The 14,400-nt window shown below is 66.6% G+C and carries 13 protein-coding genes; all 13 read right to left on the minus strand.

Annotated features, from left to right (window positions below):
• Nucleotides 1-209: 209 nt before the first annotated feature.
• The 13 genes from C2U58_RS16475 to C2U58_RS16530 all read right to left on the minus strand — a co-directional run bounded on the left by C2U58_RS16475 (nt 210) and on the right by C2U58_RS16530 (nt 14,312).
• Nucleotides 210-974, minus strand: a complete 765-nt coding sequence (locus C2U58_RS16475; protein ID WP_102946837.1) for a heme ABC transporter ATP-binding protein — start codon at nt 972-974, stop codon at nt 210-212.
• The gene (locus C2U58_RS16480; protein WP_102946886.1) at nt 971-1,966 is read right to left on the minus strand and encodes an iron ABC transporter permease; all 996 of its coding nucleotides are present in this window, start codon (nt 1,964-1,966) and stop codon (nt 971-973) included. The genes C2U58_RS16475 and C2U58_RS16480 overlap by 4 nt, the downstream gene beginning before the upstream one ends.
• 58 nt (nt 1,967-2,024) lie before the next feature.
• Nucleotides 2,025-3,071 (minus strand): ABC transporter substrate-binding protein, encoded by a 1,047-nt coding sequence (locus tag C2U58_RS16485; protein ID WP_102946887.1) that lies wholly within the window; start codon nt 3,069-3,071, stop codon nt 2,025-2,027.
• A gap of 55 nt (nt 3,072-3,126) precedes the next feature.
• A complete protein-coding gene (locus tag C2U58_RS16490; RefSeq protein ID WP_172448170.1) occupies nt 3,127-4,509 on the minus strand; it encodes an ATP-binding protein in 1,383 nt (460 codons plus the stop codon).
• Between the two features lie 85 nt (nt 4,510-4,594).
• The gene (locus tag C2U58_RS16495; protein WP_102946838.1) at nt 4,595-5,593 is read right to left on the minus strand and encodes an alpha/beta hydrolase-fold protein; all 999 of its coding nucleotides are present in this window, start codon (nt 5,591-5,593) and stop codon (nt 4,595-4,597) included.
• A gap of 149 nt (nt 5,594-5,742) precedes the next feature.
• Complete coding sequence (locus C2U58_RS20100; protein WP_172448171.1) at nt 5,743-5,901, minus strand: hypothetical protein; 159 nt, start codon at nt 5,899-5,901, stop codon at nt 5,743-5,745.
• Nucleotides 5,902-6,081: 180 nt separating this feature from the next.
• Nucleotides 6,082-7,443, minus strand: coding sequence for a hypothetical protein (locus C2U58_RS19905; RefSeq protein ID WP_146033487.1), 1,362 nt, complete (start codon nt 7,441-7,443; stop codon nt 6,082-6,084).
• Nucleotides 7,382-7,993, minus strand: a complete 612-nt coding sequence (locus tag C2U58_RS16505; RefSeq protein WP_146033488.1) for a hypothetical protein — start codon at nt 7,991-7,993, stop codon at nt 7,382-7,384. The genes C2U58_RS19905 and C2U58_RS16505 overlap by 62 nt, the downstream gene beginning before the upstream one ends.
• Nucleotides 7,994-8,098: 105 nt before the next feature.
• Nucleotides 8,099-8,383, minus strand: coding sequence for a hypothetical protein (locus C2U58_RS19910; protein WP_146033489.1), 285 nt, complete (start codon nt 8,381-8,383; stop codon nt 8,099-8,101).
• 209 nt (nt 8,384-8,592) lie between these two features.
• Nucleotides 8,593-11,136: a TcfC E-set like domain-containing protein gene (locus C2U58_RS16515; RefSeq protein WP_172448172.1), complete on the minus strand. Its 2,544-nt coding sequence runs from the start codon at nt 11,134-11,136 to the stop codon at nt 8,593-8,595.
• A 61-nt stretch (nt 11,137-11,197) separates the two neighbouring features.
• Nucleotides 11,198-11,698: a CS1 type fimbrial major subunit gene (locus C2U58_RS16520; RefSeq protein WP_102946843.1), complete on the minus strand. Its 501-nt coding sequence runs from the start codon at nt 11,696-11,698 to the stop codon at nt 11,198-11,200.
• A gap of 68 nt (nt 11,699-11,766) precedes the next feature.
• Complete coding sequence (locus C2U58_RS16525; protein WP_216362412.1) at nt 11,767-12,525, minus strand: CS1 fimbrial subunit B flags: Precursor; 759 nt, start codon at nt 12,523-12,525, stop codon at nt 11,767-11,769.
• A gap of 338 nt (nt 12,526-12,863) precedes the next feature.
• Complete coding sequence (locus tag C2U58_RS16530; RefSeq protein WP_102946844.1) at nt 12,864-14,312, minus strand: amidohydrolase family protein; 1,449 nt, start codon at nt 14,310-14,312, stop codon at nt 12,864-12,866.
• Between the last annotated feature and the right edge of the window lie 88 nt (nt 14,313-14,400).

Consider the following 14,400-nt stretch of genomic DNA (forward strand, 5'->3'; position numbering starts at 1 on the left):
TTGATTGACCCTTGTGGAACGCCGCAAAGATTACGGGTCGATTGCGCCACTTGAGATGCAATTACGTTCAAAAGGGGGTGCAATAAGTTGCATTCGATCCAGATGCGTCACGACCGTGACGTGAATGTACGCGAACGTCGCCTCCCACCCTGGCGGCAGACGTTCCGGTGTGCCTGTGTCTGGTGTGCGCGGCCGGGCGGAGCCCGGCGCTAGGTCACTACGACGAGTGGCACGTCGCGTTGCGGATGTCTCAGCACTACTACTGGCTGCTGGTATACACGCTCGATGTGCTCGCGGGTCAACACCTGGTCCGGCGTTCCGTCCGCCGCTACGCGTCCCTGTTCGAGCAGGACGATGCGGTCGGCGTAACCCGCGGCCAGATTGAGATCGTGCAGTACGACAATCACGCACGCGCCAGCATCGGCCAATTGCCGAACCGCCTTGAGCGTGCGCTCCTGATGGCGCAGGTCGAGTGCCGCTGTCGGCTCGTCGAGCAGCAGCAGTGGCGTGTCCTGGGTCAACACCCGCGCGAAGGTCGCGCGGGCCGCTTCGCCGCCGGACAACGTCTGCATCTCCCGCGCGCGCAGGCCTGCCATTTCCGCCTGGCCCAACGCCTGTTCCACCAGTGCGGCGTCACGCAGTGCGTCGGCGGGGTGTGGCAGGCGCCCCATCGCAACTACCTCTTCCACCGTGAACGCGAAGCGCACGGCATGGTCCTGCGGCATCACCGCGCGCTCGCGCGCCAGCGCCATCGCCTTCCAGTGCGCGATGGGCTGGTCGTGCAGGATCACGCTCCCCGCATCGGCCGGTACGTCGCCGCTGGCTACCGCCAGCAGCGTGGACTTGCCCGCCCCGTTCGGGCCGACCAGCGCGGTCAACGTGCACGGCACGAAACCCAGGTGGATGTCATGCAGGATGGTGCGCTCGCCGAAGCGCACCCCAACTCCGTCCAGGTGCAGGAACGGCGCGGTCATACCGCCCCGCTCCGCCGCTGGTGCAGCACCAGCCACAGGAAGAACGGCGCACCCAGCGCAGCCGAGAACAGACCCAGCGGAATCTCCGCCGGCGGATCCAGGGTCCGCGCAGCCGTGTCGGCCACCACGATCAGCAGCGCCCCGGTCACCGCCGACACCGGCAGCAGCCAGCGATGCCCAGGGCCAACCAGCATCCGCACCACGTGCGGCACCACCAGCCCGACGAATCCAATCGACCCTGCGAACGCCACCGCCGCCCCCACCAGCAGCGCACTGAACGCGATCAGTTTCAACCGCGTGCGCTTCACGTCCAGCCCCAGGTGCTGCGCCTGGCGCTCCCCCAGCGCCAGCATGTCCAGTGGCGTGGCCAGCCGCAGCAGCGCAAACGTGCCCAGCACGAACACCGGCAGCGCGGCGGCCACGTCGGCCCAGTCGGCCTGCGCCAGCGAGCCCATCTGCCAGAACACCAGCGACTGCAGCTCGCTTTCGCTGGCAATGTAGGTAAGGAATCCGATCGCCGCCGAACAGAATGCCGCCATCGCAATGCCCACCAGCAGCAGCGTTGCGGTGCCGGTATTACGCCCCGGCCGCGCCAGTGCATAGGTCAGGCTGATCGCCGCTGCACCGCCGGCAAATGCCGCCAGCGGCAACGTCCAGCCGCCCACGCTGCCTGCGCCCAGCACGATGGCCGCCACCGCGCCGAGTGCCGCTCCCTGCGTCACCCCCACGATGCCCGGATCGGCCAGTGGATTTCCAAACAGCCCCTGCAGGCTCGCCCCGGCCATGGCCAGCGACGCGCCCACCAGGGCACCCAGCAATGCACGCGGAATGCGCAGGTTCCAGACCACCGCCATGTCCCGGGTGCTCACCTGCGATGCATCCAGGAGGCCCAGCTTCACGCCCACGGCCTGCACCACCTCCAGCGGTGGCAGGCGCAACGGCCCCACCGCGAACGAGGCGAGGATGGCGCCAAGCAGTGCCAGCGCCATCATCGCCAGCACCCAGCCCCCGGCACGGCGTCGCGCGGTACGCCCTTTCACGCTGCACGGCTCACGGCGAAGGCAGCGCCGCCAGCGCCTTGGCCAGGGCCAGCGCGCCGCTGCCCGAACCCACGCTGGCGGACTTGAGCTGCACATCCGGCATCACCCAGACCCGGTTGGCCGCGCCGGCCGGGGTCTGCTTCAGGGTGGGATAGGCCTTCCACAGACCGGCTTCCCCACCGAACAACTGCAGGTCGTTCTCGGTCACAAGGATCACATCCGGCGCGGCGGCGACCACGCCTTCGTTGCTCAGCGCAGAGTAATTGGCCACGCCCGCTTCGGTGCCGATGTTGATCCCACCGGCCAGCCCGATCAGCTTGCCCGATGCGCTGTCCGCCCCCGCCACGGTCGGCGCGCCGCCGGCGCCGGTGGCCGAGAGATGAATCACCCGCGGGTGCACGTTGCTCGCGGCGGCAATCGCAGTCGCTTCATCCAGCTGCGCCTGCACCTGTGCGGCCAGCTGCGTGCCCGCCTCGGCCACGCCGAGCGCGGCCGCCACCTTGCGCACCTTGTCCGGCGCCGGCTGCAGGTCGTCGATCACCACTGCCGCTTCGCCGGCACCGCGCAGCTTTTTTGCCAGCTCGGTGTGGCGGCGCAGGCTGTTGCCGAGGAACAGCGTGCCTTCCAGGCTGAGCACGCCCTCCACGCCCGTGGTGCGGTTGAACAGGAACTGCTTCGGCGCGTTGCGCCCGGCCTCCGTGGCCGAACGCAACGGCGCGGCGTACACCTGCGAGCCCATGCCCAGTGCTTCGATCACCGCGATCACATCGTCGCCGCCGGCAACGATCCGCGAGCTGTCCTTCACCGTCACCTGCTCACCGTCGTCGGAGGTGACCGTGACCGGCAGGACTGCCGTGAGCCCGGTGCTGGTCGGCACGTCGGTGCCAGCAACGCGCAGCCAGCCCTGCGGCAACGCCGTGGTTGCAGCTGCATCAGTCGGGTTGGCCGTGTCGGGCGCGCCAGTGGCCGCAGGTTCGACCGGCTTGCCACCACACGCCACCAGGGCGGCCGTCATGGCCAGCACCAGGGCGCCTCGCTGCAGGGACAGGGAATTCAACATGTATCGCTCCAATCAGGCGCGCGCAGGGCCACCGCCCCGCGCGCGCGGGTCATCAACGTTTGGCCGGGGTAATGCGGGTGATGCGGTCGCCCTTGGGATCTTCGGCGCCGCGCGACTTGTTGACCGCAAACACGTTGCCCTTTCCGTCCTCGCGCACGTGGTTGGGGAAGGTGCCGCCGTCCAGGTTGCCCACCACCTTGCCCTCGCCGTTCACCACGGTCACCGTACCAGCGCCGCGATTGGTGACATACGCCAGACCCGAGACCGGCTCGAACGCCACGTTCAGCGCGCCGGCACCCACCGGCACGTCGTGCAGCACCTTGCCGCTGGCAACGTCGACGATCAGCAGGTTGTCGGTGCCCTGCGAGGCCACGTACAGGCGATTCTGCTTCGCATCGAACGCAACGCCCGAAGCGCTGATCGCGTTGCCCAGGTCGATCACCTTGTCGACCTTGCCGCTGGCCACGTCGATCACCGCCGCTTCCGGCGTGCCGATGCTCACCGTGAACAGCTTGCCGCTCGCTTCGTCCAGCACCAGGCTCATCGGCACGAACTTCTCGTCATCCACGCCCGAGGCCAGGGTGATGGGTTCGAGCGCCTTGAAGGTCTTTGCATCGAACACCGACAGATGGTCCTCACCGGCCGCCGAGGCGAACACCTTGCCGTGCTTGGCATCGACCACGACGTCGCGGGCATGCGGCACCGCGCCCACCGGGAACTGATGGACCAGCGAAAGATCCGACTGGCGATACACCGCCACCGTATCCTGGCGGGTGTTGCTCACCCATACGTTGCCGTTGGCATCGTCCACGCCCACGCCATACACGGCGAACACGCTGCCGCCCTTGGCATCGGGCACCTGCGCCGGGGTGATCGCCGTGACCACCTTCAGGGTCTTCGGGTCCACCTTCAGCAGCTGCGACTGCGTCACCGGCGGGCGGCCCACGGCGGAAGTGACGAACAGTGCATTGCTGCCGGCGCTGTAGGCGCTCTGGTACAGGCCCTGGACGAGCTTGCCGGAGGTCTGCTGGAAGTCCCCCTGCCCGCTCAGCGGCAGGTGCGGCGATACCCGCAATGCCACCACCGCTGCAGCGGCCGGGTTGCTGGCGCGCACCACCAGCGGCTGCTGGCCCGGCACTGCATCGGCCGGCACCTGCACGCTGGCCTTGAAGTTGCCCTGCGCGTCGACCACGTACGGGGTGTCGTTGAGCACGGTGGCGCCGCGCAGCAGGGTCACCCGCTGGCCCGGCACGAACGCACGACCGGTAACTTCGGCGGTGCTGCCCGGCACCACGTTTTCATTGCGGGCACTGACCTGGCCACGGAAGCCATTGGCCGGCGCGTCGAACACCGGCTCGGCCGACACCGCGCCGGTGACCAGCGACAATGCCAGGGCAAGGCCGGCAACACGCGGCAGGGAAACGAAACGGGACATAGCAGACTCCTTCTGTAGGGGCGCGCCAGCGGCGCGTGTCACAAGGGTTGCCTTGGCGTTGCCGCCTGGGTAAGGGAAAGAACGGTCACTCGGCGGCGGCATCGGCAGCGCCCGCCGGGGCGGGGCCACTGCGATCTGCAGTGCCATACAGCGCTGCCAGCGTCGCCTTCAACGAGGCCGGCAGCATCGGGCCATGGCCGAGCCCCGGGAATTCGCGGTAGGTCACCTGCACGCCCGGCACCTTGGCCAGGCGTTCGCTCAGCACGTGCGCAGCATCCGGGGTGGCGCCGGCAATACGGCGCAGGTGGGCCACCACGCGCGGGTTGCTCATGTCGCGCACGCCGCGGTTGCCGCTGCGTTCGTCGCCGCCGAGCATCAGCCACACGTTGGCCGGTGCGGGCTTGGCAAGGAACGCCCGCTCCATCGCACCCTGCGGCGCGCCCTGGCTCCACCATAGCGATGGGCTGGCGCTCATATAATTCTGGAATGCGGTTGGCTGCGTATACAGGGTGCTAAGCACGAAGAGCCCGCCCAGTGAATGGCCCCACAGCGACTGCTGCGCGGTATCCACGCGCGCGCGGCGCTCCACCTCGGGCTTGATCTTGTGCTGGATCACCTCGAGGAACGCCTGCGCGCCACCGCCACTGGACTGCGGCGTGCCGGTTTCATCGTCAGCGGTATCGACCCACGCGGTGTAGTCCAACGTGCGCGCGGCCGAATCGATGCGCAGGTCGTTGTCGTAGCCGATGAACACCAGTACCGGCGCGGCGTGCGCGGCCAGGTCGCTCAAGAGCGCCTGGTCGAAGACCATGGCCGCGGCGTTGCCGTCCAGCATGTAAAGCACCGGCGACGGCGTTGTGGATGTCCTGGTCGGCACGCCAAGATTGACCCGCCACCTGCGCGCGGGCTCCCCACTTTCGATCACGAAACGCTCGAAGCGGTAGCTTTGCGCGGGCTGGTCCAGCACCGTCTCGCCCACCTTCTGAAGCGGGTTGCGTTGCTGGGCCGCGACCGGGGCGGCTGCCACCATGCCCAGCACTGCTACCGCGCCCACGTTGCGCAACCAGGGGGAAAACGAAGACATCAGGCTGGAAAGCACGGCAGGCGGGACTCGGGCAAGGCGATCGCCCCAGTGTACCTCAAATGCGAATGGGTATCACTTGCTACGCCCGACCGGTAAACAAAAAGTCCGGCCGTGAGGCCGGACTTTGGTTATTCCGTTGGGGCAGCAGCTTATTCTTCTTCGTCCTGGCTGCCCTGCTGGTTGCGCTCGCGCTTCTGGTCCTGCTGTTGCTGCTGCTGGCCCTGGCGCTGCTGGTCCTTCTGGTTCTGCTGGTTCTGCTGACCCTGCTGGTTCTGCTGGCCCTGCTGCGGATTCTGCTGGTTACCCATGTCGTGTCTCCGAGTGCCCGACATCGAAGTGAGGCCGGTGACCCCACCGTAGGGATTTCCGCGTTACCAACACGTGCGCGAAACCCCTCTGGGCGTAGACGTACCGCGCATATCGGTAAACAGTTCAGCGCCGCCATCGGCACCGTCACGCTGTTGTCGCATGCACATGACGCAGTACTGCTACGGACTTGCGTCGAAGATCACGGTAACGTCACCGCGGTAGTGGGTGCCGGGATGATCCAGCATCCTGCGCACGGCCTCGCCATTGACTGCGAAGTGCAGCCTTGAAGGCCGACGGACGATGAACACATCGGCTGCCAGCACCGGCGGCACCATCGTTGTGGTCAACGGCATGTCCACCACATCGGCACCCGTCGCAGAATCGTGGAAGCCGGGCAGCGTCAGCTGGATATCCAGCGGCGCCTCCTCCGCCACCCCGGTCACGTTACGAATGGCACACCGCCCATCGGCCAGCGGATGCTGGCACTGCAGCGACACCTCGAACTGCCCCGAGCTGCTCAGGCTGAAGGGCACCTCGCGCTCCAGCGACTTCGGCGCGATGCCGTGATCGCTCCATTGCGTCCACCCACCTTTGGGCGCCAGCACCGCACGCTCGCTACCCGGCGGAAGATCCAGTTGGAAGGCATGCTCCACGGTGAGCTCGAAGTGGACGTTGACGATGTTGTCCTCCAGCGCCACCCCGTTGCCAAGGTCGAAGTCCGCGCCCTCGCCGGTGCCACCGATCCGGTAGGTGGTCATGCCCCGGTACACCCCGCTCCGCATTCCCAGCGGCTGGGGCGTGGTGAGCTTGTAGGTGAAGTCGAACTCGCTCATGCGGTAGTTGTTGGTGGCCAGCCAGTGCAACGCGCAGGCCACGGCACCCTCGCCGCCATCCCGGCGCAGGAGCATCCGCATGGCGCTGTGGTTGCCGGCCTGGCTGTTGGTCAGGCCCAAAGAGCAGTTGTTCGGCCCACCCGTGGACGCCGGTTGCGCTGGCCCATCGCCCTCCCGGTCCCACAACCGCATTGCAGCGCCGATGATGTTGAATCCCAGCTCGAACGTCTGCGCCCCGTCGTCCGAGGTAACGGCTACCGTTCTGGAACTCGGCATTCCGATGTAGAAGCCGTTCGGACCGTAGTTCGCTTCCTTGATCCCATCCTTGGTGCCGCGGATCCTGGTGTCGATGCTCCACCAGTTGTTGCGGATGCAGGTCTGCAGGTGCGTGTCGGCGCATACGCCCGACCAGGGCGTGGTGTTGGTGAAGGCGCGCTTGTCCGGATCATTGATGTCCGGCTTGAACTCGGCGCTGATGTAGATGTCGGCTGCATGGGCGGCAGCGCCCGTGAAGAGCAGGAGAGCCAGCGGAAGTGCTGCAGCGCGCCAGCGACTTGGCCGCGGTGTCGAAAGGGTTTCAGTAGAAATGGCACTTACTCCTTCCAGGGGTACGATTACTACAGGGCGCCCGTCGACGTCACGGGCTTTACAGGGCGGCGTCGAACACCACGGTGACCTCTCCTCGCCACGTGCTTCCAGGCGCGTCAAGCATTCGCTGCAAGGGCTCACCGGAGACCGAGAACCCGAGCCGAGAAGGGCGTTTCTGCATGTACTCACGCACCCGGAACCCCGGTGGCGCGCCGCCTGCCGTAAGTGGATAGCGATCCACGGGGGCACCAGTTGCTTCGGCATACAGGCCGGGAATGGTCAAAGAAACATCAAGTGCCGCCTGTTCGCCGTTCTCGCTGCGAATCGCGCAGCGCTCGCCAACCTGCAGCTCGCACGCCAGGTGAACGTTGAAGTCGCCGGAGCTGGTCATCAGGAACGGCAGTTCCTGCCGGATCGTCCTCGGCGGCCTACCCCGGTCGACCCAGTCTCGCCAGCTGTTCTCGGGCTGCAGCACGATCGTGTCCGTTCCCGGCGGCCTGTCGACCTTGAAGTCGTGCTCCACGCGGAACTCGAAGTGCATGGTCAACACGTTATCGGACATTTCAACGTCGTCACCGAAATCGATGTCCGAGCCAAGGCCTCCGACCGTGTACAGCAACTGTCCCCGGTAGAGACCATTCTCCATACCCAGTGGAGACGGTGCGGTCACCGTCAATCCAAACCCAAGGAAATTCGATGCGTACACGCCTGTGAAGCCATTCGGCCCTTCTCCCACCGAATGGCATGCGTCCGGCGCCTGTGGATTGCGGACGTTCTACCCAAATCGCGCCCAGTGCCCCACCGCAGCCGTGTGTACATAGCTGCACCCTCCACCCGGGTACCGAGCGAACACAGGGTTGGTTCTGTCACCGGGAGAAAGTTCGCCAGCGAGGGAGCTGATCACCACATCGACCTCGATCGACTCCCCTGACTCGTTGGTGACGATCACCCGGCGTGGCGAAGGCAGCCCTACATAGAAGCGCTTGCGGAGGTCGGACCCTTTGACATACGTCTTGGAGACAATGTTGATCGGCAGGTCGACGACGTAGGAGTTCAGCATGCTGCAGTACTCCGGCTTCCACCCGCAGTATGTGCCGCGCGGCGTGGTGTTGGTAAAGGTGTTCCGGCCTGGATCCAATGCCGACGGCCTGAACTCAGCTGTGATCAGCAGGTCTGCGGCATTCGCACCGCCTGAACCTCCCAGCAGACCGAGCGCACAGAAAGCGCCAAGGACCCTGCGAGTCATTGTTCCCATGGAGGCATGAGTCTTCACGGCATTGCTCCAGTAGCCGACGCAGTCGTCTGTGACTGCGCAGTGGACAAGGTGGATGACGGGCACTGCAGGACGCCGGCCAGCCAGGTGTGACCGTCGGGACGGGTTGAAGTGCCATCGAGCTCGAAGCTGCAACCGGTCACGGTGGGATGACGCACTTCCATGTTTGGCGCGCGGGCGCTCATCTCGAGCGCGAAGAAGCCGTCGGCTTCCGCCACGCTGCGGCCGGCATGGTTGATCACATGCGCGCCGGCCAGCGGCTTGCCGTTGGCGTCCTTCAGGTGACCCATCACGGTGAAGGTGTTGAGCACCTCGACCTTGCCGTAGGACACCCCCCCTTTGTTGAGGTGGTAATCCAGCGAGGCCGGCTGGATGGTGGCCGCCGGTGCGGCGCGACCGTGGAAGTCGATCTGCAGCGACCCGGTGCGGTACGCGGTGACCGGCAGGAAGTTGCGGCCCGGGTGCAGGGTGTAGGAACCGCCTCGGCTGTCATGTGCACGCAGCTCCACCTCCGGCAGCTCGGAACTCACGTCCACGATCATGCCGGTGCTGGTGCTGCCGACCTGCGCCGCACCTGCAATCGCGAGCTTGCCGCCGCCGATGGCCATGGTGCTTTCCAGGTTCACGCCGCCACTGAGCTGGCCGCCGAGCGAGGAGCGCTGCGCATGCACGTCGCCGCGCAGTGCGGGATGTTCGAACAGCGCGGTGCCGCTCAGGCCCAGGCCATCGCTGTCGGCAGTGGCCTGTCCACCGATGCTGCGCACCAGTCCCTGCTCGAAGCTCTGCTGCGCACCGGCGCTGGCGTACAGGCTGCGGCCGCCGTCGGTTGCGGTGCGGCTGCCCAGGCTGCCGGTGTAGCGGCGGCCGTCCTCGCCGAGCGCGATGTTGAGGGTGAAGTCCACGCCACGGTTGCGACGCATGCCGCTGCTGCTGTTCGCCGGGCGGTCGAACACCGAAGCGCGCCAGGTGGCGTCGCTGCCAAACAGGGTCTGGCGACGACTGAACGACAGATCCACGCCGACGCCGTCACTCACGCCACGGTTGTGGGACACGCGTGCGGCCACGTGGCTGCTGTCGCCAAGACGATGGTTCACGCTCAGGGCGCTGGTCTGCAGCCAGCCCGAGCGGGTCTCAGGCATTTCGGCATCGGGCGGGTACGGCGCATAGCCTTCGTCCCACGGGCGACGGCGCTCCTGCCAGGTGCGGTTGTGCGAAACGATCACGGTGCCATGGCGGTAGCGCCACAGGCCCTGCAGGTCAACGCCCCGCCCCTGTTCGCTGGTGTAGGCATTGGTGAACAGGTTCGCGCTGTCGCTGATCTGCCAGTCCACCGAACCGGCGAACGCATTCGCGCCGTCCAGGTGCTGCGCGGACAGCCCGACCACCGCACGCGGATGGGCCAGGTAATTGATGATGCCGCCGGCCGCAAACGCGCCTGCATTCGGGTCGTCGATGCTGTCCAGCAGGGTGTGCTGCATGCCGGCGAAGGCGCTGTAGCGCCAGCGGCGGCTCGGATCGCGCCAGTTGCCCGGCTTGTGTATCACGGTGGTTTCGCGGGAGCTTTCGCGGCCATCTTCGATGACCCGCAGCTCCACTTCGTAGATGCCACCTGGCAGGCGCCGGGTGTCCAGCTCCTGCAGGCCGGGCTGCAGCGGCTGGGTGAGGATCAGGCTGCCGTCGCGGAACACCTCCACGGTGCCCTCGCGGTTGGCGGTCACGTACACCGGGTACAGGCTCGGTGCGCGTGCATCGATGGCCAGGCTGTCGGACGAACCGGCCAGGACGCCCACGGTGGTGTGGTTGACCGACCCGGCCGCGCGCGGTTGCCGGGTGACGCCCTGGAAGTTGGGCAGGAAGTAGCCGGCACGCAGGAAGTTGTCGCGGAACTCGCGCTGGGCGTACAGGCTCTGCACCGAGTGGCGCAGCTCCCCGTCCAGATCGCCGCTGCGGTCGACCTGGTAGTTGCCGGCCAGGGTCCACTGGCCCAGGCTGCCCTGCAGGTCCAGCGCGTACCGACCGGACGCGTCCATGCCCTCGCCTGCATAGGCATTGAGCTGGTGGCGCAGGATCAGGCCGCGGCTGCCGCCTTCGGGAAGCGCATGGTGGCGTACGTCGCTCGCGCTGCGGCCGCCGTTCGCGGTGGCGATGGACAGAAGCGAACTTTCAAGACTGTAATGCAGGCGCACCAGGCCGGCGTCGCAGGACTGGGCGCACGCGCCGAGCGGGCGCGGCGTTGCCAGCACCTGCAACCAGCGCGCACGCTCGGCGGCCGGCTCGGTGCTGTCGTGGCTGTCGGTAAACTCCAGCAACGACAAGGTATTTTCGCGGGTCAGCAACGCGCGGGCATCGCCGAGGAACTGACCATCGCGCTCAACGCGTACCACCAGAGGTACGTCGAAGAAGTGGTCGCGGAAGTCGTCGGGCAGGCCGCCTGCCTGGTCGAGCAGGGTCAGGCTCTCCAGAGCGGCAGGCGCAGCGGATGCTGCAGCACTGCTGCAGTAGAGCATCACGGCGGTGGCGATCGGAAGCAGGCGCGACATGGACATTCCTTGGGAAGAAGAGAGGGGCGCGGGAGCGCCCCTCGGGTAACAACAGAAACGCTTACGGGGTGCCGCTTTCGAACATCATGAAAACGTTGCCCTGGTAGGTACCGTGCACGTAGCCGTCGCCGGTCGGGGCGGCAGCGGTGATGGCAACCGCAGCGCGCTTGCTGGCAGCGGCTTCGGTCGAGGTGGCCACTTCAACGGCATTGCCGGCACCGACCTTCAGTTCCTGGCCGGCGACATTGACCGCGAGGTCGATGGCGTTGCCGGCGCTGGTCAGCATGGCTTCGGTGGTCAGGTAGGCGTTGATGGCACCCAGGCCGCTCTTCATGTCGACCTGCTGCTGGATCGGGGCGAGGCTCTGGGTCGCGATGTTCCAGCGCATCTGCTGGGTCTGGCCGGCCCAGTCGCCAACCGGCGAGATCTGCAGGCCGGTGGCCGACGGCACGGTGGCTTCAACAGTTACCTGGATCGGGAACTGCTCAGTGGCGGCCATGGCAGCGGCCGGGGTCAGGATCAGGGCGGCCGCAGCAGCCAGGACGGTGGTCTTGAGGTTCATTGCTTCATATCTCCAACGGGAAGGTGTCGCCTGGAGTCCGGCGACGGGACGGCGGTTCCGGGCGGAACCTAGGGGCTGAGCAGGACGTCCTTCCGGCTGTCCCCCTCAACGATCTGGAAGCGGTGCACGTGCTCGGCACTACGGGGGAAGCGCTCGGTGCGCTCCGGGAGCAGGTGGATCTTTCGGGTGGGCGAGCACTTGGCGGTCTTGTCGGCCGCGCTGCACTGGCGCACGTCATCGAGCAGCACCGTGGTGTTGCCGGCATTGCGCAGCTGCACGTGCTCGCCGGTGGTTTCGGTCTGCACGTCGTAGCGGGCCTGGTCCGGGTGCACGATCACGAACACGCCGTAGCCGGTCAGCACATTGACGCCGGCCGAGAGCTCCTTGCGGTAGTCGTCGCGCTGCGCGTCGGTCAGGGCGAACTCGTCTTCGGACTGCGGCAGCACCGGTACGAACCGCACGCGGTAGTAGCGCTCGCTGCTGCGGTCACCCTGCACCAGCAGGCGCGTAGCCTGCTGGCCCTGGGCCGGCACGATCATCCGCGACGGGCTGGCGACCAGTCCGGCCTGGCTACCGTCCGCCGTGTCGACGGGGATCTCCTGGTGGCTGCCGTCGGCGGCGTAGCGCACTTCGCTGATCTGAACGCGCACGAATGCGGTCGCGTTCCCGGTGTTGCGAACGCGCTTCAGAAGCGCCCCCTTGCCCGGCTCGGCGTACTCGTACATCGCGCCCACGTGGATGTTGGGTGCGGCGGCCTGGGCCGAATGAGGCGATGCCGACATCGCCATGGTCATGGCTACCGCCAGCGCGGTCATCAGACGCTTCATCGAAGCTGCTCCTGTGATTAACGGGGTGAATGCGAAGGCCAGTTGTCATAACTGCCTTCAATCGAGTGCGCAGCGTAGGCGTCAGCCACCGGTCGCCCCATGCAACTTTTTTCAAGCTGCACTACAACAAGTTGCAAAAGTTGATGGATTGGGTGATTGCCAACGCCGGAATGCCGGTCGGCGTTGACCAGGTGCGCATCGTAGATTTGTGCTGCAACGCGGCACATTCAATTTTCATCAATGCGCTACTGCAATTTGTTGCAGGAACGCGTATACGAAAACGCCCCGCAGATGCGGGGCGCCGGGTTTTCTCTCTTATTGATGGAGTGTGGCGGGCGTTACTGCTTCGCCGCCTGCTGCCATTGCGCGACCTTCTCGCGTGTCTGCGCCAGCAAGGCATCCAGCGCCTTGCGGTCGTACACCTGGCCGCGCAGCACCACCGTATTGATGGCACGGGTGGCCTGGATGTCCTGCAGCGGGTTCGCATCCAGCAGCACCAGGTCCGCCGCCTTGCCCTGCGCGATGCCGCCGTAGCGGTCCAACGTACCGAACCACGACGGACCGGCGCGGGTCGCAGAAGACAGCGCCTGGGCCGGGGTCAGGCCTTCCTTGACGAACAGGCTGAGCTCGTCGTGCAGGCCGATGCCCGGGTAATTGAACGAATTGAGGAAGCCGGCGTCGGTACCCGCCATCACGGTTACGCCTGCCTCCTGCAGCATCGGCAGCACCGCCGCCACCTGGTGGTACTGCTGGTGGCGCTGCGCGATCTGTTCCGGGCTGGCCTTGGCCGTCCGCTCCACCCGCCACTGGTAGGTGGCCTGCAGCCTGGGACCGATGTAGGCGAGGTACGGGTCGTTGGCGTGGTCGTCCTGGTCCAGGAAGTCCAGGATGCGCCCGCCGTTGAGGGTCGGGGTGACATACACGCCCTTCGCGGCGAAGCCCCGGTACGCAGCCATCGCGGTGTCGTGGTCGAAGCCGGCATCCAGGCGGCGATTGGCTTCGGCGCGGTCGATCCGCTTGGCGGCGAAGTCGGCGGCGATGGCCGCTTCGTCCTTGACCCCGGCCTTATATGCATAGTCCAGGTGTTCGATCGAACTGATCCCGGCGTCCACCGCCTGCTGCACGGTCAGCGCCATTGGAATGTGGCCCGAAGCGCGCAGCCCGTTGGCGCGCGCGCCGCGCACGGCCTCCAGGAACAGCGGCGGAGTCAGCGTGCTGTCGGTGATTTTCACGAAGTCGACCCGGTCGCGCTTGAGCTTGACGAACGCCGCATCGAGGTCGGCCTGGCTGCCCACTTCGATGGTGCCCTTCCAGACCGGCTTGATGCCTTCGATCTTGGCGCCGGAGCTGAAAAGCTGCGGGCCTTCCAGCGTGCCGTCGGCAATCTGCCCGCGCCACTGCAGCACCTGTTCGGGGAGGTCGCCGGAGCAGTCGCGGATGGTGGTGATGCCATGGGCGATATACAGCGGCAACAGTGCCTTGTTCTCTTCGATCAGCTCGTGACCACCGCCGAAGTGCACATGCATGTCCCACAGGCCGGGAATCAGGTAACGCCCCTTGCCATCGATCTTCCGTGCCGCGGTCCACGCCTTGGCGATGGCGCGGTCATCGCCCACCGCCACGATATCGTCGCCACGCACCACCACCGCCTGGTCGGCCACGGTGGTGGCGTGCTCGACGTCGATCACGGTGGCGTGGCGGATGATCAGGTCGGCCTGCTCGGCGGCCAGGGCGGAGGGCGCCAGCGCAAGCAGCAGCGGGAACGCAGAGAGCACGATGGATTTCATGGCAGGACGCAGTAACGGAAGGACCACCGCACCATACGGCGCGGCGGCCCCCATTCACCAGTTAAATTTTGGCATGCTGCACATTCAC

It is taken from the genome of Stenotrophomonas sp. VV52 (genome assembly GCF_002893095.1).
GTDB classification, from domain to species: domain Bacteria; phylum Pseudomonadota; class Gammaproteobacteria; order Xanthomonadales; family Xanthomonadaceae; genus Stenotrophomonas; species Stenotrophomonas aracearum.